The sequence below is a fragment of the Curtobacterium sp. 179-B 9B NHS genome, assembly GCF_045370965.1.
Taxonomy (GTDB): domain Bacteria; phylum Actinomycetota; class Actinomycetes; order Actinomycetales; family Microbacteriaceae; genus Curtobacterium.
In genome coordinates this window covers 204,640-231,607 of sequence record NZ_JBIQDQ010000003.1, presented here as the reverse complement: position 1 = coordinate 231,607, position 26,968 = coordinate 204,640, and the positions used below count along the sequence as shown (strand labels likewise).

The window sequence follows — 26,968 nt, the reverse complement described above, 5'->3', positions numbered from 1 at the left end:
ACCGCAGCGCCCCGGACAGTGGGGCCCCGAACAGCGGGACCGCGAGGCCCTGGACAGCGGTACCCCGGACAGCGAAGTGGCCCGCCCAGGCAGTGCCTGGACGGGCCGTCCCATCACCCCACCGGCCCGCCTTCCCACAGGACGACCCGGTTCCCCGTGCCGACGCTCACGCGCCGGCCGAAGCCTGCTGACCTCAGTCGGTCAGGTACAGCTGCATGTCCTGGCTCACGGCCTTCGCGAACAGGCGCAGCTTGGCACGCGACTCGACGCGGCTGACCGCCTGGCGCGTGGTGTGCACGATCTTCGAGATCTCGTCGAGCGTCATCGGCTTGTCGTCGTCCAGGCCGTAGCGCATGCGGATGACGTTGGCCTCGTCGGTCGGCAGCTCGGAGACGATCGACCGGATGTCGCGGTGCAGGAGCGTCGTCTCGGTCAGCTCGTTCGGGCTCGCGGCGTCCTCGTCCTCGATGAAGTCGCCGAGCTCGCTGTCGTCGGAGTCACCGACGACGGTGTGGATCGACACCGGCTCGTGCGAGCGGCCCTTGAGGTCGAGGAGTTCCTCGGTGCTCATGCTGAGCTCGGCGGCGACCTCGTCGGGCATCGGCGCACGGCCGAGGTCGACGGTCAGGTCACGCTCGGTGCGCGAGATCTTGTTGATGAGCTCGACGGTGTGCACCGGGATGCGGATGGTGCGCGCCTTGTCGGCGAGACCACGCGAGATCGCCTGGCGGATCCACCAGGTGGCGTAGGTCGAGAACTTGTAGCCCTGCGTGAAGTCGAACTTCTCGACCGCGCGGACCAGGCCGAGGTTGCCCTCCTGGATGACGTCCATGAACGGCAGACCGCGCTGCGAGTACCGCTTCGCGATGCTCACGACGAGTCGGAGGTTCGAGGTGATCATGCGCTCCTTGGCGCGCTCACCGTCGCGGACGAGCCAGCGCAGCTCGCGCTGCAGCGTCTTGTCGATGCCGGCCTCGGTGGCGAGCTTCTCCTCGGCGAACAGACCGACCTCGATGCGGCGGGCGATGTCCGCCTCTTCCTCGGCGGTCAGGAGCGAGAGGCGCCCGATGTGGCGCAGGTAGTCGCCGACCTGGTCGACCGAGGCGCCGCGGACACCCGCGAGCTGCTCGTCGGCCTCGACCTCGACGGCGTCGAGCGTGGTGGTCTCCACCGCGGTGACGGCGGTCTTCGCGGCTGCTGCCTTCTTGCTGCGGCGCGCGGTGGTGCCAGTGGTCGTCGTCTTCGGTGCTGCGGTCGCGATCGTCATGGTGACTCTCCCTGCGGTTCGACGGTGATGGCCTCGGTGGGGGTGTTGACGAGTAAAGCGGTCCCGAGGTGTACCCCACAAACCGATCGGATCGATTCCCAGGGAACGTCGTGCTTCACCCGCAGAACTGTCCCCCGCGGGGTACAGGCCTGGTGTCAGCATGGCCCCGTCGGATGCCCGCGCACAAGGGGATGGAGCCGAGTTTCCGGTGTTGCAGGGATGTTTCATCGACGATCGAAAGCGTGTACCCCGGACCGCTGCGCCGAGCGGACACGGAAAAGGGGTACGGCGTTCCGGATCATCGTGATCCGGGTGCCGTACCCCGAAGAGCGCAGGGGCCCGGTGTCACCAGGAGGGTTCGAGCCACCCGTCCCGTCGCTCGGCGACCTCGAGGTCGGCGTCGAGGTCGAACTCGTCGTACTCGCTCTCGATGTCGCCGACGAGGCTGCGGCCGGTGAAGACGTGCGTGATGGACATGCGGACGATGCTCACCCGCGCGCACGACCGCCCGGCGACGACCGGGTGAACGGTCGGTGACGGACGCCGGGCGCTCAGACGTCGATGTCGTCGTCGTCATCGTCCTGCCAGACCGCGTCACGTGCGGCGTCGGGCAGGACGGAGTGCCCGAAGGCGTCCTCGGGGTCGAGGTCAGCCGGGTCCGAGGGGGTCGACGACGGCGAGGGACGTGCGGTCACCACGTCACTGCAGCACCCGTCGGTGAACGGGTGGTGACGGACTGCCGGGGAGGGCTACTCCGCCGAGCTCGGCGCGGGGGCCGGGCGGCCGTGCTCGCGCTCGAAGCGCGCTCGCTCCTCGGCCTCGACCTTGGCGTACGCAGACCGCTCGGTGCGGTCGGCCCGCATGATCGCGCGCATCACGAACCAGAAGATCAGGCCGACGACGACGGTCGGCGTCACGGCGAAGATGATCCCGGTCACGACTCCATCTGGCACCGGAGCATCGTACCTCGCCCCGGTGACCGCCACCTGCCCGCGACGGGGCCCGCACGGACGGGAGGCGCGGTGCCAGCCGGCACCGCGCCTCCCGTCCGTCTCCGGTCGCGTCCCTACTTCACCAGCGGGAACAGGATCGTCTCGCGGATGCCGAGGCCGGTGATCGCCATGAGCAGGCGATCGATCCCCATGCCCATGCCACCCGACGGCGGCATGGCGTGCTCGAGTGCGCGCAGGAAGTCCTCGTCGACGCGCATCGCCTCGGGGTCACCACCGGCCGCGAGCTTCGCCTGCTCGACGAAGCGCTCGCGCTGCACGACGGGGTCGACGAGCTCGGAGTACGCCGTCGCGAGCTCGAAGCCGCGGACGTACAGGTCCCACTTCTCGACCACGCCGGGGCGGGTGCGGTGCTCGCGGGTGAGCGGCGAGGTGTCGACCGGGAAGTTCATCACGAAGGTCGGCGCGTGCAGGTCGTCCCCGTGGAAGTGCTCCCACAGCTCCTCGACGTACTTGCCGTGGGTGGCGTGCGCGACCTCGACACCCTCGGCCTCGGCGAGCGCGACCAGCTCGGACAGCGGGGTCTCCGGGGTGATCTCCCGCCCGGCGGCCTCGGACAGCGAGCCGTACATGTCCATGCGGGCCCACTCGCCGCCGAGGTCGTACTCGGAGCCGTCGGCGAGCGTGACGACGAGGGAGCCGCCGGTGACGGCCTTCGCCGCGTTCTGCACGAGCTCCTGGGTCAGGTCGGCCATCTGCTCGTAGTTGCCGTACGCCTGGTACGCCTCGACCATCGCGAACTCGGGCGAGTGCGACGAGTCGGCGCCCTCGTTCCGGAAGTTCCGGTTGATCTCGAAGACCCGGTCGATCCCGCCGACGACGGCGCGCTTCAGGAAGAGCTCCGGTGCGATGCGCAGGAACAGCTCGGTGTCGAAGGCGTTCGAGTGCGTGACGAAGGGTCGGGCCGAGGCGCCACCGTGCTGCGTCTGCAGCATCGGGGTCTCGACCTCGAGGTAGTCGTGCCCGGTGAAGGTCCGTCGCAGCGAGGACATCACGGCAGCACGGGCGCGGACGGTCTCGCGGGCCTGGTCGCGGACGATCAGGTCGAGGTACCGCTGGCGGACCCGGGTCTCCTCGTTCAGTTCGTTGTGCAGGTTCGGCAGCGGCAGGATCGCCTTCGCCGCGATCGCCCACTCGTCGACCATGATGCTCAGCTCGCCACGACGCGAGGAGATCACACGGCCGTGCACGAAGACGTGGTCGCCGAGGTCGACGAACTCCTTCCAGCGGGCCAGGGACTCGTCGCCGACCTCGGCCAGCGAGACCATCGCCTGCACGCGGGCGCCGTCACCGGACTGCAGCGTCGCGAAGCAGAGCTTGCCGGTGTTGCGGGAGAACACGATGCGCCCGGCGAGCCCGACGACGTCCTGCGTCTCCTCGCCCGTCTCGAGGTGCGCGTACTGCTCGCGGACGGCGGGGATCGTCGTGGTGATCGGCAGCTCGGCCGGGTACGCCTCGATGCCGGCGTCCAGCAGCTTCGCCCGCTTGTCGAGCCGCACCTGTCGCTGTTCGCTGGTCTCGGCGGCGGCGAGCTCCTCGGCGGAGGGGCCGTCGCCCGAGGGCTCGGTGGCGGATGCGGTCTCGTCGGTCATGCTGTGCGGCTCCGATGGGGTCGTGGGGATGCACCGATGGTACCGGCCGCTCCGCTCCCGCCCGTCCCCGTTCCGACCAGCGGCGTGCAGGGCCCGCCCGGTGTCGGCCGGGAGCGGGCGCTAGTGGTCCGCCCGACCGTCGGCCGCGGCGAGCGCGTTGTCGACGGCCGAGCGCACGAGGGCGCCGAGCACGAGTCCGGGGCGCTCGACGCCGATGCCGGACAGCGTCCCGGCGGACTGGTCCACGATCGCGGTCGAGAACGACACCGCGGCGCGCACGGCATCCGCGTACGCCGGCCGGTCCTGCTCGGACACGACGAACGGCTCCGCACCCATCTCGACCACGAGCGCCTGGGCGATCGGCAGCACGGGCGCCGGGGCGGTCACCGCGCAGTGGGCGTCCCGGAGCCGGGCGAGGTCGACACTCGTGCCGGTGAACGCCATCGCTGGGTGGATCGCGAGCGGGATCGCGCCGGCCGACAGGGCGGGCCGCAGGACGTCGACACCGTGGTCCGGACTGGTGTGCACGACGAGCTGGCCCGGCTGCCAGATCCCGGCGTCCGCCAGGCCCTGCACGAGTCCGGCGAGCTGGTCGTCCGGGACGGCGAGCAGCACGAGCTCGCTGCGCTCGACCAGGTCGGGGGTCGCGAGGACGGGGGCACCGGGGAGCATCGCCTCGGCGCGGTCGCGGCCCGCGTCGGAGACGGCCGTCACACCGACGACGGCGTGCTCGGCGTTCGCCAGGGCCGCCCCGAGCACCGGTCCGACCCGGCCCGCGCCGACGATGCCGACGCCGAGTCGTCCGGCCCTCACCGGAGCGCTCCGGGCGGCGGCACGTCGGACCAGCGGCCGGGAGGCACGGCCTGCGTCCCCTCGTCGGCCCGCCACGTTCCCGTGGGAGCTGCGTCGGCGGCGGTCGCCACCACCTGTCCGTCCGGGGAGTGCGTGGCAGGGGTGCGGCGGGCCTCCCGGGCGCGCCAGCGGTGCGTGGTGTCGACCGCCGCGGCCTCGACGGCGCGGTGCGCGCTCTCCGACCAGAGGCGCTGGGCGTCGAGCGCGTCCAGCGCGCCGATCCGCGCCGAGACCGGACCGGACACGGTGTGGACGTGTGCGGTCGCGAGCCGGAGCACCCGCTCGAGCGGCCCCTGCTCGACCTTGACGCTCTGCACGCGCGGCAGCGGCACGATCACGAGCGAGCGCCAGACGGCTCCGAGACGGAGCAGCACCGCACCCTGCACGAAGCGGTAGCCGTTGCGGCGGAACGAGAACGGGCGGAGCCACGCGCCGCGCCGCGGGGAGTGCACGAACCCGCCGCGGTCCCCCGTCGTCGTGAGGCTGTCGTCGACGACGTTGACGGCCTCGGACGAGCCCTCGCGGAGCTCCTCGCGCGACGCCGTCGGACCGACGACCGCGGTGCCGACGAGCCCCGGCAGGATGATGTCGAGGACCTGGCGGACGTCCTCGGCGCGACCGACCGGCAGCACGATCGAGGACACCTGCTGGTTGTTCGACGCCCCGTTGCCGGCGTTCGTCGCACGGTTGATGCGGACGTCCCACCAGCCGAACGGACGCCAGAGCAGCGGCTGCGCGACGCTCACCGCGTGGATGCGCCCGGGCGGCAGCGTCTCGTTCGACGTCGAGACGAGACCGAAGCCGATCCGGATGCCGTCGCGGGTCTCGGCGATCGTGTACTGCAGCGAGCGCGAGAACTTCCGGACGGTGTAGCCGCCGGCACCGATCACCACCGGGAACAGACCGATCAGGATGCCGTACTCGCCCGTGATCGCGATGCTGACGATCATCGCGACGATCACCACGACGAAGAACACCGTCGTCCCGGAGAGCAGCATCGACGCGATCAGGCGTCCGGGATGCACCTTGACGATGCGCGTCGCGTGCACGGCGGCGGGGTCGAGCTCCGGCGAGAAGAGCTCGCCGACACGGTCCTGCAGCACGCCGTTCGAGTCGCGACGGGCCGTCTCCTCGTCGTCCTGCGCGCCGGAGGCGAGCACGAGGATGCGCTGCCGGAGGTCGTCGGCTGCCCGCGCACCCAGGTACGCGAGCTGCACGTTGGCGTCGTTGCCGGCCTGGGCGATCTCGAGCTTCGCCGTCCCGAAGATCCGCGGGACCACCGGCCGCGAGATGTTGATGCCCTGGATCCGGTCGAGCCGCGCCTTGCGGTGGCTGCGGAACAGCACGCCCGAGCGGACCTCGACCACGTCGCCGGTCACGCGGAACTCGTGCATCCGCCAGGACACGGTGAAGAGCCCCAAGAGCACCAGCAGGAGCACGACCACCCCGAGCAGCACCCAGCCGACGGCGCCGTGCTCCCAGACGTAGCGGACCGGGTCGCCGTCGTCCTGCGGTGCGCCGCCCGGGACGAAGAACTCGAGGAGCTGGTCCCGCAGGTTGTTGAGCACGTACCCGAGGATCACGATGAGGAAGATGCCGCCCTTGAGCAGCGGCGTCAGCGGGTGCAGGCGGTGCCACTCGCCGTCGGTCAGCGGAGCGGCAGCGGCAGCATCGCCACGCCGCGGGGGCGCGGGCGGCGGCGGTCCGGGTCGGAACGTCACGACGACTCCCTAGAGCCCGGCGCGGCGGGACTCGGCGAGCTCGACGAGCCGGTCGCGCAGCTCGTCGGCGTCGGCGGCGGGGATGCCCGGGATCCGCACGTTGGTCGCGGCGGCCGCGGTGACGAACTTCAGCTCGCTGAGCCCGAGGATCCGGTCGAGCGGTCCGCGGTTCACGTCGACGAGCTGCATGCGGCCGTACGGCACCGCGGTGAAGCGCTGCCACATGAGCCCGCGGCGCAGCACGAGGTCGTCGTCGCGCAGGGCGTAGCCGATCGCTCGGACCCGACGGGGCGTCAGGACGGCGGTGACCAGCGCGACGAGGGCGACCACGATCGCGACGCAGCTCCACACCGTGCCGGCGGCGCCCCCGAACCCGCCGAAGAGCACCGCGAAGAGCACGCACCCGGCGGTCACGACGACCCCGACCACGATCGTGCTGACGAGCTCCGTCCAGACGAGCTTCGGCGACACCCGCGTCCACGTGGTCCCGGTCAGGCCGAGGCCCGGCTCGTCGAGTCGTTCCAGCGGCATCACGGCCTCCTGCGGTCGTCGGTCAGTTCGCCGTCGTCCCACCCCGCGGCAGGTCGTCGTCGTCGTCGCCCGGTGGCGGCGCCATGCACATCCGCTCGGCGACGAGCGCACACACCACGAGCACGAGACCGCCCCCGACCGCGACGGCGTTCGGCAGGACCGAGCCTAGCGGCGGCAGGGCCGACCTGGTCAGGAGGTACAGCAACAGCCCGGCCGCGAACGCCCCGAAGAGCGCACCGGCCAGGCTCGAGGCCTTCGCCAGGACGACCACGCGCGTGGCGTAGAGCGGGTCGACGGGGTGCTGCCGGGTCGCGCCGTCGCGGGCGTGGCGGCGCACGGGTCGAGCCATCGCGACGACCGCGACGCCGATCAGCGCGAGCGTCACCCCGAGGGGCGTCGAGAGCAGCAGGGTGGGCGCCTGGCGCGAGGCCAGGACGGCGTCGAGCGCGAACCCGGCGACGACGGCGACGACCGCGACGCTGATCAGGGTGGAGGCGCGGGTGGGGTTCACGCGGCGGACCCCGACCCGGGAACGGCGTCGAAGAGCCGGGGCTCGTCGACGCGCTCGGTGTCGTCGCCGAGTCCGTCGAGCAGGTCCGCGACGCGTCCGGCGCCGGGCAGGACCGCGTCCGGGTCGGCGTCGAGCCACGGTGCGAGCACGAACGCCCGCTCCCCCGCTCGCGGGTGCGGGACGGTCAGCGTCCCGGTGTCGATCAGCAGGTCGTCGACGGCGATCACGTCGAGGTCGAGGGTGCGGTCGCCCCAGCGGACCTCGCGGGTGCGTCCGTGGTCGTCCTCGATGCGGTGCAGGGCGTCGAGCAGGTCGTGCGGCGCCAGGTCGGTGTCGACCACGACGACGCCGTTGCGGTACCGGGGCTTGCTGTCGTCGAGCCCGTCGAGCGTCAGGGCGACGGACTCGACCTCGTGGCTCGACGCCACCGGCCGGATGCCCGGCACGGCCGCGATCGCCTGCGCCGCGGCCCGCAGGGTGCTCCCGCGGTCCCCGAGGTTCGCACCGAGGGCGATGACCGCCCGGCTCACTCTTCTTCCTCGTGGGACACCGATCCACCGCGGGTGCGGCGGATCGTGATCGAGACGTCGGAGAACGGCACCGTGATCGGCGCCTGGGGCTTGTGCACGGTGACCTCGACCGCGAGCGCCGCCCGGTGGGTGAGGACCGCGGACGCGATGCGCTCGGCGAGGGTCTCGATGAGGTCGACGGGCCCGCCCTCGATCTCGGCCACGACCTGCTCGGCGACGACCCCGTAGTGCACGGTGTCGGCCAGGTCGTCGGACCCCGACGACACCCGGGCGTCGACCTCGACCGCGACGTCGACGACGAAGTCCTGGCCGTCGGCGCGCTCGTGGTCGAACACGCCGTGGTTCCCCCGGGCACGGACCCCGGTCAGTCGGATGGTGTCCCTCACGATCGTGCTGCCCTCCAGGCATCCCAGACGTCGAGCACCGCACGGGTCGGTGCGGGGTCGTGCACGCGCACACCCCACGCGCCGCGTTCGGCGGCGAGCAGGCTGATGGCGGCGGTGGCGAGGTCGCGGTCGCGCGGCGGTGCGCCGGCAGCGCTGCCGACACCGTCGAGGAACCGCTTGCGAGAGGCGGCGACGAGCACCGGCAGGCCGATCGAGGCGAAGCGCTCGTACCCGGCCAGGATCTCCCAGTTCTGGGCGCCGTGCTTGGCGAAGCCGAGGCCGGGGTCGATGACCACCTGCTCCTCGCGGATTCCGAGGACGATCAGTTCGGCGACGCGGAGCTCGACCTCGCGCCGGACCTCCTCGACCGCGTGCGCGTACTCGGCGTTCCGGTGCATCCGGTCGCTGTGCCCACGCCAGTGCATCACGACGAAGCCGGCACCGGTGTCGCGCACGACCCTCGCCATGTCGTCATCGGCGAGGCCGCCCGAGACGTCGTTGACGATCGCGGCGCCGGCCTCGACCGCGCGCTCGGCGGTCGACGCGTTCATGGTGTCGACGCTCACCGCGATGCCCTCGGACACGAGCTGCCGGACGACCGGCAGGACGCGCTGCTGCTCGACCGCCACGGGCACCCGCTCGGCACCGGGTCGGGTCGACTCGCCGCCGACGTCGACCAGGTCCGCTCCTGCACGGACGAGGTCGCGGGCGTGCGCGATCGCGGCGTCGACCGCCAGGTGCAGGCCGCCGTCGCTGAACGAGTCCGGCGTGACGTTGAGGATGCCCATCACCCGCGTGCGGTCGTCCGGTCCGCCGGCGCTGCCGCTCGACGCGCGGTCACGCCGCCGGCCGGTCACGATCTCGGGCACCGGTGCCGGCGCACGGAGGTCGATCGCGACCGTCGGCAGTTCCGCCGCGGCGGTCCGCGCCTCGTGCTCGGCGGCACGGGCGCGGTCCGCCTCGGCGAGGCGAAGGGAGCGTCTCGTCGGCAGGTCGGTCATGCCGGCCTACGCGGGGGCGATACCGGGGTTGCCGAACGGGCGACGACGAGGCTTCGACGACGACTCGGTGTCGCCCTGCTCCGCCGCGGTCGACGCAGCCTTGCCCGGGAACTCGATCGCGGGCAGGTTCGAGACCGGACGACGGTCGCTCGAGAGCCACTGCGGGCGCTCCGGGAGCTTGCGGACGTCCTTGAAGATCTCGACGAGCTCCGGCGCGTCCAGCGTCTCCTTGTCGAGGAGCTCGCCGGCCAGGCGGTCGAGGATGTCGCGGTTGTCGTTGAGCACCTGGTAGGCCTCGTCGTGCGCCGCCTCGAGCAGGGCACGGGTCTCGGCGTCGACCGTCTCGGCGATGTTCTCCGAGTAGTCGCGTCCGCTGCTGCCGCCCATCTCGCGGCCGACGAACGGCTCGCTCGAGCCCGACCCGAGCTTGACGGAACCGACGGCACGACTCATGCCGTACTCGGTGACCATCTTGCGTGCGGTCGACGTGGCCTTCTCGATGTCGTTCGACGCACCCGTGGTCGGGTCGTGGAACACGATCTCCTCGGCGACGCGGCCACCCATGGCGTAGGTGAGCTGGTCGAGGAGCTCGTTGCGGGTCACGGAGTACTTGTCCTCGAGCGGGAGCACCATCGTGTAGCCGAGGGCGCGACCACGCGGCAGGATCGTGATCTTCGTCACCGGGTCGGTGTGGCGCATCGCGGCGGCGGCCAGGGCGTGACCACCCTCGTGGTACGCCGTGATCAGCTTCTCCTGGTCGGACATGATGCGCGTGCGGCGCTGCGGACCCGCCATGACGCGGTCGACGGCCTCGTCCAGGGCGCGGTTGTCGATGAGCTGCGCGTTCGACCGGGCGGTGAGCAGGGCGGCCTCGTTGAGGACGTTCGCCAGGTCGGCACCGGTGAAGCCCGGCGTCTTGCGGGCGAGGAGCTCGAGGTCGACGCTCGCAGCGAGCGGCTTGCCCTTCGCGTGCACCTCGAGGATCTGCTTGCGGCCCTGCAGGCTCGGGGCGTCGACGCCGATCTGGCGGTCGAAGCGGCCCGGACGCAGGAGCGCGGGGTCGAGGACGTCGGGGCGGTTCGTCGCCGCGATGAGGATGACGTTCGTCTTGCCGTCGAAGCCGTCCATCTCGACGAGGAGCTGGTTCAGCGTCTGCTCGCGCTCGTCGTTGCCACCGCCGATGCCGGCGCCACGGTGGCGGCCCACGGCGTCGATCTCGTCGATGAAGACGATCGCGGGGGCGTTCTGCTTGGCCTGCTCGAACAGGTCACGGACGCGGCTCGCACCGACACCGACGAACATCTCGACGAAGTCCGAACCGGAGATCGAGTAGAACGGCACGCCGGCCTCGCCCGCGACGGCGCGTGCGAGCAGGGTCTTGCCGGTGCCGGGAGGGCCGTACAGCAGCACGCCCTTCGGGATCTTCGCGCCGACCGCCTGGAACTTCGCGGGCTCCTGCAGGAACTCCTTGATCTCGTGGAGCTCCTCGATCGCCTCGTCCGAACCGGCGACGTCGGCGAAGGTGACCTGCGGGTTCTCCTTGTTGTTCATCTTCGCGCGCGACTTGCCGAACTGCATGACCTTCGAGCCGCCGCCCTGGGCACTCGAGAGCAGGAACCAGAACAGGGCGCCGATGATGAGGAACGGCAGGATGATCCCGAGGAGCGACAGGAACCAGTTGCCCTGGTTCACCACGTCGTTGTACCCGTCGGGCAGGTTCGCGTCGTTGACGGCCGAGACGACCTCTTCGCCACGCGGCGTGGAGTAGTAGAACTGCTCCTTCGCGTTGCCGTCCTTGAGGGTCAGGTCGACGCGCTGCTCGGTCGAGTTGACGACCACGGACGAGACCTTGCCGTCGGCGAGCTGCTCGAGACCCTTCTGGGTGTCGATCTGCTGCGTGCCGGACTGTGCGATCACGCTCCAGCCGATGAAGATGCCGACCAGCGCGATGAGCACGTAGAGGTACGGGCCGCGGAAGATGCGCTTGAAGTTCATGTGATCCGGGCGCGATGGCCCGACACCTTTCTCTGCCGGAGTTGCGTGGAGGTCAGCATACGGCGGTGACTCTGTGGCGAGAATGGGTGTCCTCTGCGGGCGAACTCCACCCGTGCCCGGAGGGAGCCGTACGGGCCGCCCGTGGTCCGGACGGCCCGGCGGGCCTCAGGAGTAGACGTGCGGCGCGAGGACGCCGATGCCGCGCAGGTTGCGGTAGCGCTCGTCGAAGTCCAGGCCGTAGCCGACCACGAACGCGTCGGGGATCTCGAAGCCGGCGTACTTCACGTCGACCTCGACCTTGGCGGCCTCGGGCTTGCGGAGCAGCGCGACGATCTCGACGCTCGCGGCACCGCGGGACTCGAGGTTCTGCTTCAGCCAGGACAGCGTCAGGCCGGAGTCGATGATGTCCTCGACGATGATGACGTCGCGGCCGTGCAGGTCGGTGTCGAGGTCCTTGAGGATCCGCACGACGCCGGACGACTTCGTGCCGGAGCCGTACGACGAGACCGCCATCCAGTCCATGCGCGCCTGCATCTTGAGGTGCCGCGAGAAGTCCGCCATGACCATGACGGCGCCCTTCAGCACGCCGACGAGCAACGGGTCCTTCCCCGCGTAGTCACGGTCGACCACCGCGGCGAGTTCGGCGAGCTTCTCGTCGATCTGCTCGGGGGTGAAGAGCACTTCGGACAGGTCTGCCTGGACGTCGGAGAGTTCCACCAGAGCACTCTAACGGGCGGCGAACGCGATGCGCTCGCCCTCGCGCGACGCCCGGACCCCCGGCAGGTCGACCGGGCCCTGCCCGCGCCAGTCGGTCACGAGCCGGCAGACCTCGAGCGTCTGCGTGCGGGACAGCGTCACGCCGAACTCCCCCTCGACCGCCAGGCGGACGAGTCGCTGCCGGAGCGCCGGCGGGTTCGCCAGCAGCTCCGGCACGGAGAGCGAGATGCCTGCCTCGGAGTGCTCGGCGAGGTCCTCCGCCATCTCCTTGGCGAAGTGGTCGAGTGCCGCGGCGTCCTCGCGGAGCTGCTCGGCGGTGCGGGCGAGCGCCTCGGGCACCCCCGCACCGAGCTCCCGCTCGAGCGCCGGCATCAGCGTGTTCCGGACGCGCACCCGTGCGTACGCGGGGTCGTCGTTCTGCGGGTCGTCCCACGGCACCAGGCCCGCGGCGACCGCCGCCTGCCGGGTCGTGTGCCGGCGGACCCCCAGGAGCGGCCGGCCGTACGCCGGCCCGGTCGCGCGTCGCGCGAGCGGCGGCATGCCGGACAGCGCGTCCGGGCCGCTGCCCCGCAGCAGGCCGAGCAGCACGGTCTCGGCCTGGTCGTCGAGCGTGTGGCCGAACAGCACCAGGGGTGACCCGGTGTCGGCGGCGACCTCCGCGACGGCGGTGTGCCGTGCCTCCCGGGCGGCGCCCTCCGGACCACCGTCCGTGCCGACCGCGACCCTGCGGACCGTCACCGGGTCGAGACCCACCGACGCGGCCGTCCGGGAGGCACGGCTCGCCACCGCCTCGCTGCCCGCCTGGAGCGCGTGGTCGACCACGACCGCGCCGGCCCGCAGGTCCTGCTTCGGTGCCTCGAACGCGGTGGCCGCGGCGAGCGCGAGCGAGTCCGCTCCCCCGCTCAGCGCGACCGTGACCAGGTCGCCGCGGTGCAGCAGCCCCTCGTCACGAGCCTGGGCGAGGAGCGTCCGGACCGCCAGCCGGGTCGCGGCGACGGCCGGGTCCAACCGGGGACGCGGAGTGTTCACCCGGTAACGTTAGCCGCGCTTTCTTCCCGCACATGAGACCAGGAGCGCACCATGACCGCGTACGACGTCGTCGTCGAGATCCCCAAGGGCAGCCGCAACAAGTACGAGGTCGACCACGAGACCGGTCGTGTGTACCTCGACCGCGTGCTGTTCACGTCCTTCGTCTACCCGACCGACTACGGGTTCTTCGAGAACACGCTGGCCGACGACGGCGACCCCGTGGACGCGCTCCTGCTGCTCGAGTACCCGGTGTTCCCGGGCGTCGGCGTGAAGGTCCGCCCCGTCGGTGTCTTCAAGATGAGCGACGAGGCCGGCAACGACGCGAAGGTCCTCGTGGTCCCCGCGAAGGACCCGCGCTGGCAGCACATCCAGGACATCTCGGACGTCGACGACCAGACGAAGGCCGAGATCGCGCACTTCTTCGAGCGCTACAAGGACCTCGAGCCGAACAAGTGGGTCAAGGCCGACGGCTGGGGCGACGCCGCCGAGGCCGAGGCGATCGTGCAGGCCGGCCAGGCCGCGTACGTGCCCGCCGGTCACTGACGCTCGCACGAACGACGGCGCCCGCGCTCCCCTCGGGGAGCGCGGGCGCTGTCGTTCGTGCTGGTCGCCGGTCGCTCGGACGCCGGTCGCCGGCCGCCGGTGCCGGTCGCCGGTCGCCGGTCGCCGGCCGGTCGCTCGGGCTAGAGCGAGCCGCTCGGGCGGGCGACGTACGGCAGGAGCTGGTTCGGCAGCCAGATGCCGCGCTCGACCACGCCGACACCGGGGCGGGCGGCCTCGACCATCGTGCCGTAGCTCGTGACGATGCTGTCGTGGTAGGCGCCGGAGACGCTGCCGTTCGACGAGTAGAAGAGGATGTCGCCCGGCTGGCGCTGCGACAGCGGGACGAGCCGGCCGATCGACGCGAAGTGGTTGTACTGCCAGACGACGTTGTGCCCGCCGGTCGCGATGCCCTGCGAGTTGTACGCCATCATCACCAGGCCGGAGCAGTCCCAGGTGTTCGGGCCCGCCCCGCCCATCAGGTACGGCTTGCCGAGCTGGGCGCGGGCGTACGCGATGGCACCGGCGGCCTTCGACGGGCTCGAGACCGGTGCCGGTGCGGGGGCCGGAGCGGGGGCCGGCGCCGGCGCGGGCGCCGGAGTCGGACGTGACGGGGTCGTGTTCGGCTGCGTCGTGCTCGGGCGCGACGGGCTCGTGCTCGGGCGCGAGGGGCTCGTGTTCGGCTGCGTCGTGCTCGGCTGGTTCGAGCTCGGGCGCGACGGCACGGACGGCGACGCGGGGTCGCTGCTGCCACCGGAGTCGCCGGCGCTGGGTGCCGTGTCACGGGAGGCGGCGGCGGTCCTGGCAGCGAGCTGCTGCTCGGCCCGCTTCGCCTGCTGCTCGTTCCAGTACGCCGTCTCGGTCGCCTTGCTCGTCCCCTTGAGGAACGCCAGCTGGTCGAGCACCTCGGACTGCTCGTCCTGCTGCTGCTGCACCCGGGCACGAGCCGAGGCGGACGCGTCGTTGGCGTCGTCGAGGGCACGCTCGGACTTCGTGGTCGCTGCGGCGAGGGCCTTCGTCGCCGCCGACTGCTGCGCGGCGATCGACTCGACGGTGTTCTGGTCGGTCTGTGCCTGCGCGAGCACACGGGCCGAACGCTCGGACAGGTGCGAGACCGTTCCCACGCGGTAGAGCAGGTCCTTCGCGTCCGAGGCGTCGACGAGCATCGAGGTCGACAGGTCACCGCCGCCCGTGCGGGAGAGCTCGACCACGAGCCCGGCGACCTGGGCCGCCGACTCGTCCGCCCGCCGCTCGGCACGCTTCGCCTGCGCCGTCAGGTCGTCGAGGGACGCCTGCGCCTCCTGCTGCTGCGACACCGCCATCGCGTAGTCCTGCGCCGCCTGGAGCTCGGAGACCTCGGCGCTGTCCGCGGCGTCCTGCAGCGTCTGCAGCCGGGCACTCAGCTCGTCCGCCGTCGTCTGGGCCTGCGCCGTGTCGGCCTTCGCCTGGCGCACGTCGTCCCAGCTCGGGGCCGAGGGAGCTGCCTGGGCGGGACCGGCGAGGACGACCGACAGACCGATGCCGAGGACGGCGACGACCGCGGTGCAGCCGGACAGGGTGGAGGGCTTCATGTCTCGCTCAGGGCCTCTCGACGGCGCTGTTGCTCATACCGAGATCCCCCGCGCTGCCATGAAGGGGACCGGGTCGACGGCGGAGCCGTTCACCCGGGTCTCGAAGTGGAGGTGGCACCCGGTCGACCAACCGGTCGAGCCGATCTTCGCGATCTGCTGTCCGGCCTCGACGTGCTGCCCGACGGAGACGAGGATGCCGCCGTCGACGATGTGCCCGTAGGCGGTGGAGATGCCGCCGCCGTTGTCGAGGACGACCTCGTTGCCGTAGCCGCCGCCGTTGGCCGCGAACGTCACCGTGCCGGCGTGGGCGGCGTAGATCGGGGCGTAGCAGGCGGGCGCGAGGTCGACGCCGGCGTGCAGTGCCCGGTAGTGCGTGTACGGGTCGACGCGGTAGCCGTAGGGGCTCGTCTGGTACCCGCCGGCGGGACGGACCCACCCGGAGGAGTTCGGGGCCCCGCCGCCGGAGCCGCCCTGGCCCGTCGCGGCCGCCTGCTCGGCAGCCTTCGCGGCCGCCGCAGCCCGGGCCGCCTCACGGGCCTTCTCGGCAGCGACGCCCTTGTCGTACTCGGCCTCGACGTCCTTCGCGTTCGTGGTCAGCAGGGTGAGCTGCGCCTCGAGGCGGGCCTTGTTGTCCGCCTGCGCGTCGACCGCGGTCTGTGCCCGGTCAGCGGCGTCCTGGGCCGCCTGCATCTTTGCCTGGGCCGCGTCGGCGAGGGTGCCGAGGGCCTCCTTCGCCTGCTCGGCGCGGTCGGCGAGGCCCTGGGCGACACCGCGGTCCTGCGAGGCCTGCGAGTAGATGCCGTCGGCCTGCTCCGTGAGCTTCGACATCGCGCCGAGCTCGTAGAGCAGGTCACCCGAGTCGGACGGGTGCGTGAGGATGTCGGTCGTCACGTCGTTCGCACTCGCGCGACCGAGCTGCGCGGCGAGCTGGCCGGCCTGCTCCTCGGAACGCTTCGCGGTGCGGTCGGCGTCGTCCGCCTGGTGCTGCAGCGTCTGCTGCTCGAGCGTCGCCGCGTCGTACTTCGTCTGCGCCGTCTGGTAGGCCGTGCCGGCTGCCTCGGACTCCTGCTGCGCGGCCGATGCCTTCGCGGTCAGGTCCTGCAGGAGCGCCTTGATCTCGGTGACCTTGGCCTGCTGGGCGTCCTTCGACGCCTTGGCCTGCTCGACGTCCGACCAGCTGGGGTACCCGGCAGCCGATGCCGCGGAGACCGGGCCGACCGCGGCGAGTGCCCCGGCGGAGAGCACGACGGCGACCGCGGCGGCGATGACGCGGCGGCGGGAGCGGGGGCGGGGGATGCGGTGGGGTGCAGGCGACATGGTCTCGGTTTCGTAACGGTGCGGCGAGGCTCGGGCACGCCACACTGTCAACAGACGCAACAGTAACAACACGGGTCACGGCAGGGACACCCCCGAGCGAGGGCCTCGGCCGCCCATGATGGTCGCACCGAGCGCCCGACCGATGCCCACGGGGACGGCGCGACACGCCGGGGATGCACGCTCGGGGGCACTCGATTTGTGCATCACGCAGAGCGTCCGTATGCTTGACTCCCGGTAGCGCACGGCGCAGCTTGCGGCCCTATCGTTTAGTGGCCTAGGACACCGCCCTTTCACGGCGGCAGCACGGGTTCGAATCCCGTTGGGGTCACTCCACGTGAGTGAGCAAGCAGCAGTACGACACCGAACACAACACAATATGGCCCTGTAGCGCAGTTGGTTAGCGTGCCGCCCTGTCACGGCGGAGGTCGCGGGTTCAAGTCCCGTCAGGGTCGCCACGGCTGGATAGCTCAGTTGGTAGAGCGTTCGACTGAAAATCGAAAGGTCCACGGATCGATGCCGTGTCCAGCCACGGTGAAGAGCCCCTCACGAGAGTGAGGGGCTCTTTTGCGTTCCCGGCGCGGGCTGCGGGGTGGTGCGGTGCTCCGTTGACGGACGAGTCGAACCAGGTTCCCGACATCGAACCAAGCGCGCGACCTGGTTCGATGTCGGGTTCGTGGTTCGATGCGAGCTCGGTCAACGCCTGGAGCGAGCCGCCGGCGCTTCGCAGCCTCAGGCCTCGCGGGTCTTCGGGCTGCTGTCGTTCGTCTTCGCCGGGTCGCGCTCGACGACCGACCCGAGGGCGTCGTCGATGCGGGACATCAGCTCGGCAGGGATCTGCACCCCGGCAGCGCCGGCGTTGTCGTGCACCTGCTCCGGACGCGAGGCACCGATGATCGCCGACGCCACGTTCTCGTTCTGCAGCACCCAGGCCACCGCGAGCTGCGCCATCGACAGGCTGAGCTCGTCCGCGATCGGCTTCAGCTCCTGCACCGCCGAGAGCGTCTCGTCGTTCATGAAGCGCTCGATCATCTTCGCGCCGCCCTTGTCGTCGGTGGCGCGCGAGCCCTCCGGCAGGGGCTGACCGGGCTGGTACTTGCCCGTCAGGACCCCCTGGGCGATCGGCGACCAGACGATCTGCGAGATCCCGAGCTCCTTCGACGCGGGGACGACCTCGCCCTCGATGACCCGCCAGAGCGCCGAGTACTGCGGCTGGTTCGAGATGAGCTGGAACCCGAGGTCCTTCGCGAGCTCGGCCCCGGCCCGGAGCTGGTCCGCGGTCCACTCCGAGACGCCGACGTACAGGACCTTGCCCTGCCGCACGACGTCGGCGAAGGCCTGCATGGTCTCCTCGAGCGGCGTCTCGTGGTCGTAGCGGTGCGCCTGGTAGAGGTCGACGTAGTCGGTCTGCAGCCGCTCGAGCGAGCCGTCGATCGACTCGAGGATGTGCTTCCGGCTCAGCCCGGTGTCGTTGTGCCCCTTCGGGCCGGTCGGACCGAAGACCTTCGTGGCGATCTCGAGGGACTGGCGCCGCTCCCCCTTGAGCGCCTCCCCGAGGACGGTCTCGGCCCCGGTGTTCGCGTAGACGTCGGCGGTGTCGAACGTCGAGATGCCGACGTCGAGCGCGGCCCGGACGCAGGCGATCGCCGCGTCGTTCTCGACCTGGGATGCGTGGGTGAGCCAGTTGCCGTAGGTGATCTCGGAGACCTTGAGGCCCGAGTTGCCGAGGTAGCGGTACTCCATGTGCGTGTCACTCCTGTCGTGGAGCGCGTCGGTGCGCCCCGACCCGTGACGGTAGTCCGCGTCGACCGTGCCGCTTCCACCGTTCACTCCGGAGCAGCTACCGTGAAGTATCAGTTGCTCGGGGCAAGACGAAACCCCGGCGATGTGGCCGAGGCCAGTGATCGTTCCGGGGTCTTCGGGAACGATGCTACACGGAGGGGGATCGTCGGTGGAAGGACGGCAGGTCACACGCGACGACGCGCTCGTCGAGGTGCTCACCAGGGAGCGGCTGGCGTCCTACGAGCGATCTGCGGGGCGGGTGGCGGGAGCGCTCCGGCTCTACGAGTGGAACATGCGGGCTGCTGCCGCCGTGACGGAGTTGACCGGTGTCGTCGAGGTCGTGGCAAGGAACGCCATGGACACCGAACTGCGGCGCTGGGCAAGATCTCGGCGTCGAGAGGCGACGTGGTTCGACGTCGCGCCGTTGGACGGACCGGGACGCCGCGACCTGGCGAAGGCACGGGCCAGAGCGACGCGCGGTGGGCGGCGCCCGGAAGTGCACGGCCGGGTCCTGGCGGAGCTCTCGTTCGGCTTCTGGCGGTACCTGGTCGAATCCCGCTACCTCACGTCGCTCTGGACGCCGGCTCTGCACCGCGCCTTCCCCTGTGGTCCGGCCGACGTCCTGACACGGCAGCGACAGGTCCGGGCTCGCATGCAACAGCTGCACTTCGTCCGGAACCGCGCCGCGCACCACGAACCGATCCACCAGCGGGACCTCCACCGCGACCTCGACGATGCGCTCGAGCTGCTCGGCTGGATCCACCCCGCCGCCGCCGAGTGGGCGGCGGACGTGACGTCGCTCAGCGCGGTCCTCGACGCCCGACCCAGCGGATGAGGGGCAGGATCGCAGGGGCGCGGTGCACAGCGGCACCGCCGGGAGCAAGGGAGCATCCATGTCGGGACCGAGCGTGCTGTTCATCGGCGGCAGCGGCATCATCAGCGCCGCGTGCGTCCGCGAAGCCGTCGAGCAGGGGTACGACGTCACCGTGCTCAACCGGGGCACGACCGACAAGCGGCCGATCCCGGACGCCGTGACGCGCCTCCAGGCCGACGTGTCCGACCGCACCGCGCTGGAAGCCGCGATCGGCGACCAGCACTGGGACGTCGTCATCGACTTCGTGGCGTTCACGCCCGACCAGGTGCAGCGGGACATCGAGGTGTTCACGGGTCGCACGAACCAGTACGTCTTCATCTCGTCGGCCTCGGCGTACCAGACGCCCGCGACGCACCTGCCGATCACCGAGTCGACGCCGCTGAAGAACCCGTTCTGGCAGTACTCCCGCGACAAGATCGCGTGCGAGGACCTGCTCACGAAGGCGTACCGCGAGGACGACTTCCCGATGACGATCATCCGGCCGTCGCACACGTACGACGAGACCCTCGTGCCGTTCTCGGGCGGGTGGACGGTGCTCGGACGGATGCGCGCCGGGAAGCCGATCGTCGTGACCGGCGACGGCAGCTCGCTGTGGACGATCACGCACGCGCGGGACTTCGCGGTCGGGTTCGTCGGGCTGCTCGACCGTGCCGAGGCGATCGGCGAGGCGTTCCACATCACCGGCGACGAGGCCCCGACCTGGGACCGCATCGCCCACGAGCTGGCGGCGGCCGCGGGGGTCGAGGACCTCCAGCTCGTGCACGTCCCGGCCGACGCGATCGACGCGCTCGACGCCGACTGGGGCGCGAGCCTGCTCGGGGACAAGGCGAACACCTCGGTGTTCGACAACACGAAGGTGCAGACGCTCGTGCCCGAGTTCGCGCAGACGACGTCGATCCGGCAGGGGGCGCGGGAGATCGTCGCGTGGTTCGACGCCGACCCGTCACGCCGGGTGACGGACGAGCGGCTCGACGGGCTGATGGACCAGCTCGTCGAGCGGTGGCAGGTGCGCTGACGCGGGGCGGGTGCGGCGCGCGCGGACCGCGCGGCGCACGGCGCGAGGCGCCGGTGCACAACCGGCGGCACGTCGCGCCACGGAATCGCGTGGCGCGACGTGCCTCCGGTTGTGCGGACGGGTGCTGACGCGCGCGGTGAGCGACGGGGGCGCGGGCGCGGTGGGCGACGCGGGCGCGGCCGAGCGCAACGGACGGGAGGCGCGGCACCCGCTGGCACCGCGCCTCCCGTCCGTCGGGTGGTCGCGTCTATCGCGCGGCCAGCACCTCGCCGAGGGTCCCGATCGCCAGACGCACCTCGTCGTCGGTGACGACGAGCGGCGGCGCGAAGCGGATCGTCGACCCGTGCGTGTCCTTCACGAGCACGCCGCGGTCGGCCAGGTCGTGCGCGATCTCCTTGCCGGTGCCGAGCGCGGGGTCGATGTCGATCCCCGCCCAGAGTCCGGCGACCCGGTGCGAGACGACCCCGTGCCCGACGAGCTCGTCGAGCAGCCCACGGAGCAGCGGTTCGCCGTCGAGCGCGCGCTGCTGGAACGTGCCCTCGCCGAGCATCGCGACGACCTCGGACCCGACGGCGGCCGCGAGCGGGTTGCCGCCGAACGTCGATCCGTGTTCGCCGGGACGCAGGACGCCGAGCACCTCGCGGGAGCCGACGACGGCCGACACCGGGACGATGCCGCCGCCCAGGGCCTTGCCGAGCGTGATCAGGTCGGGTCGGACACCGACACGCGAGACGGCCAGGGTGTGCCCGGTGCGCCCGAGCCCGGACTGGATCTCGTCGGCGACGAACAGCGCACCGAACTCGTCGCAGACCGCGCGGACCTCGGGCAGGTAGGACTCGGGCGGGATGACCACGCCGCCCTCGCCCTGGATCGGCTCGAGCAGGACGGCGACGACGGTCTCGTCCATCGCCTCCCGCAGGGCCGCTGCATCGCCGTACGGCACCGTGCGGAAGCCCGGCGTGTACGGGCCGAAGTCCTCGCGGGCCGAGGGGTCGTCCGAGAACGACACGATCGTGGTGGTGCGCCCGTGGAAGTTCCCGGACGCGACGATGATCGTGGCCTGCCCGGCCGGCACGCCCTTGACGCGGTAGCCCCAGGCGCGCGACACCTTGATCGCGGACTCGACGGCCTCGGCCCCGGTGTTCATCGGGAGCACGAGTTCGGTGTCGGTCAGCGATGCCAGAGCGGCGGCGAAGGGTCCGAGCCGGTCGTTCACGAACGCGCGGCTCGTCAGGGTCACCCGGTCGAGCTGGGCCCGGGCGGCGTCGAGCAGCCGGGGGTTGCCGTGGCCGAAGTTCACCGCGGAGTACGCGGCGAGTCCGTCCAGGTAGCGCTTGCCGTCGACGTCGGTCACCCACGCACCCTGGCCGGACGCGATGACGACCGGCAGCGGGCTGTAGTTGTGGGCGAGGGAGCGGTCCTCGACGGCGAGCGCGGCGGCGGTGGCACCACCGGCTGCGGTGGCGTCGCCGGACGCGCCGGCACCCGCGTGGGTGCCGGCTCCGGTCGCGGTGCTCACGGTTACCGCGCGACCGAGGTGCCGGTGCCGACGGGGTGCAGGTCGAGCGTGCAGCACTTCACGCCGCCGCCGCCGAGCAGCAGCTCGGACAGGTCGACACCGATCGGGTTGTAGCCCTTCTCACGCAGCTGCTCGGCGAAGGTCGTCGCACGCGATGCGATCACGACGTTGTAGCCGTCGGAGTACGAGTTGAGGCCGAGGATCGCGGCGTCCTCCTCGGTCGCGATGACCGCGTCGGGGAAGCGCTCGCGCAGGATCGCCAGCGAGGGCTCGTCGAAGGCGCTCTCCAGGTAGGCGATGTTCGAACGGCCGGTCGCGTCGGGCTCCGGGTCGAGCACGGCGATGGCGGTGTCGAGGTGGTAGAAGCTCGGGTTGATGAGCTTGAGGGTGACGACCTCGCGGCCGTAGATGCGGGCGAGCTCCTCGTGCGAGGTGCTGTCGGAGCGGAAGCCCGTGCCGGCGAAGATCGTGTCGCCGATGAGCAGGAAGTCACCCTCGCCCTCGTTGGTCTCCTCGGGCTCGGCGACGGTGAGGCCGGCGCTGCGGAACCAGTCCATGTACGCGGGTCCCTCGGGCTGGCGCTCGGGGTACTGGAACTTCGCGCCGTACGCGACGCCGTCGAGCACGAAGCCGCCGTTGGCCGCGTAGACCATGTCGGGCAGGCCCTCGATCGGCTCGATGTACGAGATGTCGAAGCCGAGCTGCTCGTAGACGTCGACGAGCGACTGCCACTGCTCGACGGCCTTCGACGTGTCGGTCGGCTCCTCGGGGTGCATCCACGGGTTGATCCGGTAGCTCACCGTGTAGTGCGTCGGCTTGCACATCAGGATCGTGCGCTTCGTGGCGACACGGGCCGGTGCGGCCTGCGGTTCGGTTGCGGTGTTCGACATCAGTCCTCCTGGGACCGGGGCCCGAGCCTGCCAGGAACCACCACGGGTGAAGCACTCCGATGAGATGCAGGCTCACTCACCGCAGCGGACCAGGTCGACGCCAGCAGCAGTCTGACACGAACGGTCCGGTCGGTGCAGTACCCCGTCCACGAGCGCATGGCACCCGTTCGGGTGACGCACGATTCCTGCGTCGGACGCACCTGGCTCGCAAGAACCCCGCGTACGATCGACGAACATGGACACGCTCGACCACCGCATCCTGGACCAGCTCCGGGAGAACGCCCGAGCCGGCTACGGCGACATCGGGTCGGTGGTCGGCCTCTCCGCGTCCGCGGTCAAGCGTCGGGTCGATCGCCTGGTCGCCGACGGGGTCATCCAGGGCTTCACGATCAAGGTCGACCCCGCGGTCGAGGACCGCGGGACCGAGGCCTGGGTCGAGCTGTACTGCCGCGGCACCGTCTCCCCCGACGAGCTCCGCACGCTGCTCGACACCGTGCCCGAGGTCGTGGACGCCGGGACCGTCACCGGCAGCGCCGACGCCGTCGTCCACATGCGCTCCCGTGACCTGCCGGCGCTCGAGCTCGCACTCGACCGGGTGCGCCTGGCCCCGCAGGTCGACCACACCCGCAGCGCCATCGTCCTGTCGAAGCTCGTCTCCCGCGAGTCCGCGTAGCCCCCGTCTCCTCCGCGGAACGCAACGTCGGCGACGGTGCGCAGCGGCACAGCGGTCCGAGGGAGCGCCCTCGTTGCGTCTTGCGAGCGTCCCGCGCGTAGGGTCGCGGTCGTGGGAATCGGGAGGACGGCCGGGAGGCGCGGCGCCACTCCCACGCGTCCGCCGACGGCCCGCCGCCTGGTCGCCGCAGCCGCCGCCGCGTACGTCGCGAACTGCCTCTGGGGCACCGCGGTCGCGGTCCGGGTCATCCGCACGGAGAAGCTCCGCGTCGTGCACCACGGCCTCTTCGTCGTGACCGCGACGCTGACCGGGGTCGCCGCGACCACCCCGGCCTGGACACGGGACCGCTCCGCACTGTTCCTGCTGCCGGCGCTCGTCCCCCTCGCCCTCGCTCCACGCACGAACCCCCGCTCCGGAGCACACTGGAGAGTCGCGGTCGCCGCCGCACCGTCCTACCTGGGGGCGTTGCTCGCACGGCGCTGACCGCGACGACGAGACACGAGGGATGCAGTGGAGCTCTTCGAGGCCATCCGACGCCGGCGCACGACCAACGGGGCGTTCCTGCCCGACCCGGTGTCCGAGGAGCACCAGCGGCTGCTGATGGAGCTCGCAGGACGTGCACCCTCGCAGTTGAACAGCCAACCGTGGCGCTTCGTCATCGTCGAGGAGCGCGACACCATCGACCGAATCGCCGACATCAGCGGTCGGTCGATGACGCAGACGATGGCCGAGGGGTCCTTCTTCACGCGCTACCGCCCGTACTTCCGGTTCTCGCAGGCCGAGATGGACGAACGTCGGGACGGGATGCTGTTCGACAAGCTGCCGGGACCGCTCAAGCCCTTCACGAAGCAGGTGTTCACCAAGCGCGGGCAGCTCCTCATGAACACGCTCCGGGTACCGCAGACCCTCGGCGAGGAGAACCGGAAGCTCGTCGCCGGGTCGCCGCTCCTGCTCGGGGTGATGCTCGACCGCGACGAGTACCGGAAGGAGGCGCGCAACGCCTTCTACTCCGTGTTCAGCATGGGCGCGGCGATGGAGAACGTCTGGCTCGCGACGACCGAGCTCGGCCTCGGGATCCAGTTCGTGTCCTTCCCGATGGAGGTCGAGGAGGCCTGGGCCGAGGTCGAGCGGCTCCTCGCGGTGCCGCCGGAGCTCGAGCTGATGGCCGTCTACCGGATCGGCTACCTGCCGCCGGAGCGTCGACGTCCCGCCATCGACTGGGTGTCGAACGAGCGGAAGCGCCCGTCGCAGTACGTGTTCCGCGGGACCTGCGCCACCCCGCAGCAGGGGTGGGACGACGCGCCGGACGCTGCCCGCGGGACCGACGGGACCGTCTCGTGACCGCCGGACAGCGGGGCGGGGGCGAGCCGGGCCTCCCGGCCGTCTCGCCGGAGGCACCGCCCCTGCGCGGGACGCCGTGGATCTCGCAGGACTGGCTCGACGTGGTCTTCGTGCACTGGCGCGTCGACGTGTCGGCGGTGGCACCGCTGCTGCCCCCCGGAGCGCACCCGGACACGATGGCGCCGGACGGGACGGACGACGGCGCGACCACCTGGGTGGGCCTCATCGGGTTCCGCTTCACGGACACGCGCTTCCCGCCGCTCGGCGGGCTCGGACGGGCCGGCAGCGTCGGCGACTTCGTCGAGGTCAACGTGCGCGTCTACACGCGCGACGACCAGGGCCGTCGGGGCGTCGCGTTCCTGTCACTGGACGCCGGGAAGCTCCTGCCGACGATCGGCGCACGGGTCGCGACGGGCCTGCCGTACTGGTGGGCGCACGCGGCGATCCGGAAGACCGACGGCCGGGTGGGCTACGCGATGCGTCGGCACGGGACGCACCTGCGGTCGACCTTCGACGTCCGGGTGGGCGACGCGGTCGACGAGCCGACGCCCCTCGAGACGTTCCTGACGGCACGGTGGGGCATGCACGTGCGGCGGGTCGGCGCGACGCGCTACTGGCCGAACGAGCACGAGTCGTGGCCGCTGCACCGGGCGTCACTCGTGTCGCTGCGGGACGACCTGGTGGCGGCCGCGGGGCTGCCCTTCGGACTGTCCGGACTGGAACCGGACTCGGTGCTGTACTCGCCGGGGGTGACCACGCGGTTCGGGCGGGGACGCTGAGCATCACACTCGGCAGGATGACAGCATCCCGTATTCCACATACGTAGCCTTTCGGAGTCCGTTGAGTCTCCGAAAGGGAACAGCATGAACCTCCGCCCACTCACCGTCGGATCCGCCGTGGTCCTCGCGAGCTGCATCGCCGTCGGCGCTGCGAGCTCCGGCGCGTTCGCCGCGCCCGAGCAGCACGCTCGGTCGGCGGCATCGTCCGCGACGACGGCCCGATCCGCCATCACCGACGTCCAGCAGACCCCGCAGCGGGTCGGCGACCAGCAGTGGGTCGAGGTGCGCGTCACCGTCGACGCACCGACGGTCGTGCGCCTCCTCGATCCGTCGGGTGAGCCCGTCGCCGCGAAGAGCGGCGATCCTCGGAAGCAGGTCGTGTTCCAGGTGAAGCCCACCGGTCAGGACACCGCGCGCTACGCGGTGGACACCGGGCAGTCCTCGGCCGTCCGCGTCGTCGACCTCGACTTCCGCGGCCTCCCCCTGTCCGCGCCGCTCGACCTCAGCTCGGAGCGCCGCCTGGAGGAGATCGCCCGTGCGGTCGCACACGGCCAGTTCGTCCACGAGATGCGGTACGACGCGCTCCCGGGCGCCGAGGTGACGGTCGTGGCCAACGGCCGCTCGGAGGTCGTCACGGCCTCGGGTGACGGTGTCGCGACGGTCCCCGTCGAGTTCCGCGCGGGTGACAACCAGGTGCGGGCGAAGCAGGTGCTCGGGGAGAAGGAGTCGCTCGAGTCCGACGACCACTACACGTTCGGCGTCGGGTCGAGCGGCGGCGGCGAGACGCCCGGTGACGGCAACGGCGGCGGCTCCGGCGGTGGTGAGCAGCCCGGCGACGGCAACGGCGGCGAGCAGGTCGACCCCCGGTCGCTGCGTCTCGACCAGCAGCAGGGCGCCGAGCTCACCCCGAAGGACGGCAAGATCACCCTCTCCGGCCGCGCCTCCGCCGGCTGGATCACCGTCTACGGCAGCGGCGAACAGGTCCTCGCCACCACCCAGGTCAAGGACGGCCGCTGGTCCGCCGACATCCCCGCGACCACCGGCCCCCAGATCGCGATCGTCGCGCTCTCCGCCACCGAACACGGCGCACCCGTCACCAACGAACGACTGAGCTACCTCGTCCGCGAGACCGGCGAACAGCCCGGCGACGGCAACGGCGGCGGCGAGACGCCCGGTGACGGCAACGGCGGCGGCGAGCAGTCGCCCGCCGAGCTCGCGGTCGACCAGTCGGGGGCGGTGCAGCTCGACTCGGAGGGCTTCGTCACCTACACGGGCACAGCCCCGGGCAAGACGGTCCTGGTCCTCGCCAACGGGAAGCCGGTCGGTGAGTACACCGTCCGCGACGGCCGCTTCGCGGCGAAGGTCTACCAGGCGCCCGGCCGGTACAAGCTGACCTTCCTCGCCAAGACGAACCCGGAAGCCAGCATGTGGGACCGGCTCACGACCACCGAGGTCACCGTCGAACGCTGACCCGGTCGCGGCCTGACGGACCCCGCCGATCCACGGATCGGCGGGGTCCGTCGTCCTC

28 protein-coding genes and 3 tRNA genes are annotated in these 26,968 nt (G+C 71.6%); 11 read left to right on the top strand and 20 right to left on the bottom strand.

The window, feature by feature from the left end; genetic code table 11:
* Positions 1–193: 193 nt before the first annotated feature.
* The 15 genes from ACH0A8_RS04790 to tilS all read right to left on the bottom strand — a co-directional run bounded on the left by ACH0A8_RS04790 (position 194) and on the right by tilS (position 13,142).
* A complete protein-coding gene (locus ACH0A8_RS04790) occupies positions 194–1,267 on the bottom strand; it encodes a sigma-70 family RNA polymerase sigma factor (protein WP_066651417.1) in 1,074 nt (357 codons plus the stop codon).
* 345 nt (positions 1,268–1,612) lie between these two features.
* Positions 1,613–1,744, bottom strand: a complete 132-nt coding sequence (locus tag ACH0A8_RS04785) for a hypothetical protein (RefSeq protein WP_268746767.1) — start codon at positions 1,742–1,744, stop codon at positions 1,613–1,615.
* 74 nt (positions 1,745–1,818) lie between these two features.
* Complete coding sequence (locus ACH0A8_RS04780; RefSeq protein WP_209684602.1) at positions 1,819–1,962, bottom strand: hypothetical protein; 144 nt, start codon at positions 1,960–1,962, stop codon at positions 1,819–1,821.
* Between the two features lie 54 nt (positions 1,963–2,016).
* Entirely contained in the window at positions 2,017–2,220 is a 204-nt protein-coding gene (locus tag ACH0A8_RS04775; RefSeq protein WP_066651415.1) for a hypothetical protein, read from the bottom strand.
* Positions 2,221–2,333: 113 nt separating this feature from the next.
* Positions 2,334–3,869, bottom strand: a complete 1,536-nt coding sequence (lysS, locus tag ACH0A8_RS04770; protein ID WP_209684604.1) for a lysine--tRNA ligase — start codon at positions 3,867–3,869, stop codon at positions 2,334–2,336.
* A gap of 120 nt (positions 3,870–3,989) precedes the next feature.
* Positions 3,990–4,682, bottom strand: a complete 693-nt coding sequence (locus tag ACH0A8_RS04765; RefSeq protein ID WP_235426412.1) for a Rossmann-like and DUF2520 domain-containing protein — start codon at positions 4,680–4,682, stop codon at positions 3,990–3,992.
* Positions 4,679–6,442: a PH domain-containing protein gene (locus ACH0A8_RS04760; RefSeq protein ID WP_406906686.1), complete on the bottom strand. Its 1,764-nt coding sequence runs from the start codon at positions 6,440–6,442 to the stop codon at positions 4,679–4,681. Before ACH0A8_RS04760 ends, ACH0A8_RS04765 begins: the two co-directional genes overlap by 4 nt.
* Positions 6,443–6,451: 9 nt before the next feature.
* On the bottom strand, positions 6,452–6,973 hold the full coding sequence (locus ACH0A8_RS04755) for a PH domain-containing protein (protein WP_066651411.1): 522 nt from the start codon (positions 6,971–6,973) through the stop codon (positions 6,452–6,454).
* Between the two features lie 22 nt (positions 6,974–6,995).
* The gene (locus ACH0A8_RS04750; RefSeq protein WP_066651410.1) at positions 6,996–7,484 is read right to left on the bottom strand and encodes a DUF3180 domain-containing protein; all 489 of its coding nucleotides are present in this window, start codon (positions 7,482–7,484) and stop codon (positions 6,996–6,998) included.
* Entirely contained in the window at positions 7,481–8,014 is a 534-nt protein-coding gene (folK, locus tag ACH0A8_RS04745; protein WP_271826627.1) for a 2-amino-4-hydroxy-6-hydroxymethyldihydropteridine diphosphokinase, read from the bottom strand. The genes ACH0A8_RS04750 and folK overlap by 4 nt, the downstream gene beginning before the upstream one ends.
* Positions 8,011–8,400 carry a dihydroneopterin aldolase gene (gene folB / locus ACH0A8_RS04740; RefSeq protein WP_066651406.1) on the bottom strand — a complete coding sequence of 130 codons (390 nt, stop codon included), beginning with the start codon at positions 8,398–8,400 and terminating at the stop codon, positions 8,011–8,013. Before folB ends, folK begins: the two co-directional genes overlap by 4 nt.
* Positions 8,397–9,401 (bottom strand): dihydropteroate synthase, encoded by a 1,005-nt coding sequence (folP, locus tag ACH0A8_RS04735; RefSeq protein ID WP_406906684.1) that lies wholly within the window; start codon positions 9,399–9,401, stop codon positions 8,397–8,399. The genes folB and folP overlap by 4 nt, the downstream gene beginning before the upstream one ends.
* A gap of 6 nt (positions 9,402–9,407) precedes the next feature.
* Complete coding sequence (ftsH, locus tag ACH0A8_RS04730; protein WP_066651404.1) at positions 9,408–11,396, bottom strand: ATP-dependent zinc metalloprotease FtsH; 1,989 nt, start codon at positions 11,394–11,396, stop codon at positions 9,408–9,410.
* 165 nt (positions 11,397–11,561) lie between these two features.
* On the bottom strand, positions 11,562–12,113 hold the full coding sequence (gene hpt / locus ACH0A8_RS04725) for a hypoxanthine phosphoribosyltransferase (protein WP_031272831.1): 552 nt from the start codon (positions 12,111–12,113) through the stop codon (positions 11,562–11,564).
* A 9-nt stretch (positions 12,114–12,122) separates the two neighbouring features.
* Complete coding sequence (gene tilS / locus ACH0A8_RS04720) at positions 12,123–13,142, bottom strand: tRNA lysidine(34) synthetase TilS (RefSeq protein WP_406906682.1); 1,020 nt, start codon at positions 13,140–13,142, stop codon at positions 12,123–12,125.
* Positions 13,143–13,193: 51 nt separating this feature from the next.
* Here tilS and ACH0A8_RS04715 point away from each other — a divergent pair, with 51 nt between their 5' ends.
* Positions 13,194–13,685, top strand: a complete 492-nt coding sequence (locus tag ACH0A8_RS04715) for an inorganic diphosphatase (RefSeq protein WP_251154319.1) — start codon at positions 13,194–13,196, stop codon at positions 13,683–13,685.
* Positions 13,686–13,825: 140 nt separating this feature from the next.
* Here the strand turns inward: ACH0A8_RS04715 and ACH0A8_RS04710 are convergent, their stop codons facing one another.
* Complete coding sequence (locus ACH0A8_RS04710; RefSeq protein ID WP_406906680.1) at positions 13,826–15,253, bottom strand: NlpC/P60 family protein; 1,428 nt, start codon at positions 15,251–15,253, stop codon at positions 13,826–13,828.
* A 33-nt stretch (positions 15,254–15,286) separates the two neighbouring features.
* Positions 15,287–16,570, bottom strand: a complete 1,284-nt coding sequence (locus ACH0A8_RS04705; RefSeq protein ID WP_066651398.1) for a M23 family metallopeptidase — start codon at positions 16,568–16,570, stop codon at positions 15,287–15,289.
* Positions 16,571–16,825: 255 nt separating this feature from the next.
* Here ACH0A8_RS04705 and ACH0A8_RS04700 point away from each other — a divergent pair.
* The 3 genes from ACH0A8_RS04700 (at position 16,826) to ACH0A8_RS04690 (ending at position 17,099) form a co-directional block, all read left to right on the top strand.
* Positions 16,826–16,898, top strand: a tRNA-Glu gene (locus ACH0A8_RS04700).
* Between the two features lie 50 nt (positions 16,899–16,948).
* A tRNA-Asp gene (locus ACH0A8_RS04695) sits at positions 16,949–17,025 on the top strand.
* 1 nt (position 17,026) lies between these two features.
* A tRNA-Phe gene (locus ACH0A8_RS04690) sits at positions 17,027–17,099 on the top strand.
* Positions 17,100–17,299: 200 nt separating this feature from the next.
* Here ACH0A8_RS04690 and ACH0A8_RS04685 read toward each other — a convergent pair.
* Positions 17,300–18,310, bottom strand: coding sequence for an aldo/keto reductase family protein (locus tag ACH0A8_RS04685; RefSeq protein WP_406906678.1), 1,011 nt, complete (start codon positions 18,308–18,310; stop codon positions 17,300–17,302).
* A 208-nt stretch (positions 18,311–18,518) separates the two neighbouring features.
* On the opposite strand from ACH0A8_RS04685, the gene ACH0A8_RS04680 reads away from it, so the two are divergent.
* On the top strand, positions 18,519–19,184 hold the full coding sequence (locus tag ACH0A8_RS04680) for a hypothetical protein (protein WP_144411187.1): 666 nt from the start codon (positions 18,519–18,521) through the stop codon (positions 19,182–19,184).
* A gap of 58 nt (positions 19,185–19,242) precedes the next feature.
* Positions 19,243–20,238: an SDR family oxidoreductase gene (locus ACH0A8_RS04675; RefSeq protein ID WP_209684618.1), complete on the top strand. Its 996-nt coding sequence runs from the start codon at positions 19,243–19,245 to the stop codon at positions 20,236–20,238.
* 247 nt (positions 20,239–20,485) lie between these two features.
* Here the strand turns inward: ACH0A8_RS04675 and rocD are convergent, their stop codons facing one another.
* On the bottom strand, positions 20,486–21,757 hold the full coding sequence (gene rocD / locus ACH0A8_RS04670) for an ornithine--oxo-acid transaminase (RefSeq protein ID WP_406906677.1): 1,272 nt from the start codon (positions 21,755–21,757) through the stop codon (positions 20,486–20,488).
* A 2-nt stretch (positions 21,758–21,759) separates the two neighbouring features.
* Positions 21,760–22,647, bottom strand: coding sequence for a dimethylargininase (gene ddaH / locus ACH0A8_RS04665; RefSeq protein ID WP_209684620.1), 888 nt, complete (start codon positions 22,645–22,647; stop codon positions 21,760–21,762).
* Positions 22,648–22,882: 235 nt separating this feature from the next.
* On the opposite strand from ddaH, the gene ACH0A8_RS04660 reads away from it, so the two are divergent.
* The 5 genes from ACH0A8_RS04660 to ACH0A8_RS04640 all read left to right on the top strand — a co-directional run bounded on the left by ACH0A8_RS04660 (position 22,883) and on the right by ACH0A8_RS04640 (position 26,910).
* Positions 22,883–23,320 carry an Lrp/AsnC family transcriptional regulator gene (locus ACH0A8_RS04660; RefSeq protein WP_058729711.1) on the top strand — a complete coding sequence of 146 codons (438 nt, stop codon included), beginning with the start codon at positions 22,883–22,885 and terminating at the stop codon, positions 23,318–23,320.
* Positions 23,321–23,431: 111 nt separating this feature from the next.
* The gene (locus ACH0A8_RS04655) at positions 23,432–23,803 is read left to right on the top strand and encodes a hypothetical protein (RefSeq protein WP_406906676.1); all 372 of its coding nucleotides are present in this window, start codon (positions 23,432–23,434) and stop codon (positions 23,801–23,803) included.
* Positions 23,804–23,830: 27 nt separating this feature from the next.
* On the top strand, positions 23,831–24,661 hold the full coding sequence (locus ACH0A8_RS04650; protein ID WP_406906675.1) for a nitroreductase family protein: 831 nt from the start codon (positions 23,831–23,833) through the stop codon (positions 24,659–24,661).
* On the top strand, positions 24,658–25,440 hold the full coding sequence (locus ACH0A8_RS04645) for a YqjF family protein (RefSeq protein ID WP_406906673.1): 783 nt from the start codon (positions 24,658–24,660) through the stop codon (positions 25,438–25,440). The genes ACH0A8_RS04650 and ACH0A8_RS04645 overlap by 4 nt, the downstream gene beginning before the upstream one ends.
* 84 nt (positions 25,441–25,524) lie before the next feature.
* Positions 25,525–26,910, top strand: a complete 1,386-nt coding sequence (locus ACH0A8_RS04640; RefSeq protein WP_406906671.1) for a hypothetical protein — start codon at positions 25,525–25,527, stop codon at positions 26,908–26,910.
* Positions 26,911–26,968: the final 58 nt, after the last annotated feature.

What these genes read in the sequence shown, in the direction of transcription:
- ACH0A8_RS04790 (WP_066651417.1), bottom strand. Translation starts at nt 1,267, where the DNA reads ATGACGATCGCGACCGCAGCACCGAAGACGACGACCACTGGCACCACC.
- ACH0A8_RS04785 (WP_268746767.1), bottom strand. Translation starts at nt 1,744, where the DNA reads ATGTCCATCACGCACGTCTTCACCGGCCGCAGCCTCGTCGGCGACATC.
- lysS (WP_209684604.1), bottom strand. Translation starts at nt 3,869, where the DNA reads ATGACCGACGAGACCGCATCCGCCACCGAGCCCTCGGGCGACGGCCCC.
- ACH0A8_RS04755 (WP_066651411.1), bottom strand. Translation starts at nt 6,973, where the DNA reads ATGCCGCTGGAACGACTCGACGAGCCGGGCCTCGGCCTGACCGGGACC.
- folP (WP_406906684.1), bottom strand. Translation starts at nt 9,401, where the DNA reads ATGACCGACCTGCCGACGAGACGCTCCCTTCGCCTCGCCGAGGCGGAC.
- ftsH (WP_066651404.1), bottom strand. Translation starts at nt 11,396, where the DNA reads ATGAACTTCAAGCGCATCTTCCGCGGCCCGTACCTCTACGTGCTCATC.
- ACH0A8_RS04715 (WP_251154319.1), top strand. Translation starts at nt 13,194, where the DNA reads ATGACCGCGTACGACGTCGTCGTCGAGATCCCCAAGGGCAGCCGCAAC.
- ACH0A8_RS04710 (WP_406906680.1), bottom strand. Translation starts at nt 15,253, where the DNA reads ATGAAGCCCTCCACCCTGTCCGGCTGCACCGCGGTCGTCGCCGTCCTC.
- ACH0A8_RS04705 (WP_066651398.1), bottom strand. Translation starts at nt 16,570, where the DNA reads ATGTCGCCTGCACCCCACCGCATCCCCCGCCCCCGCTCCCGCCGCCGC.
- ACH0A8_RS04685 (WP_406906678.1), bottom strand. Translation starts at nt 18,310, where the DNA reads ATGGAGTACCGCTACCTCGGCAACTCGGGCCTCAAGGTCTCCGAGATC.
- ACH0A8_RS04675 (WP_209684618.1), top strand. Translation starts at nt 19,243, where the DNA reads ATGTCGGGACCGAGCGTGCTGTTCATCGGCGGCAGCGGCATCATCAGC.
- ddaH (WP_209684620.1), bottom strand. Translation starts at nt 22,647, where the DNA reads ATGTCGAACACCGCAACCGAACCGCAGGCCGCACCGGCCCGTGTCGCC.
- ACH0A8_RS04660 (WP_058729711.1), top strand. Translation starts at nt 22,883, where the DNA reads ATGGACACGCTCGACCACCGCATCCTGGACCAGCTCCGGGAGAACGCC.
- ACH0A8_RS04640 (WP_406906671.1), top strand. Translation starts at nt 25,525, where the DNA reads ATGAACCTCCGCCCACTCACCGTCGGATCCGCCGTGGTCCTCGCGAGC.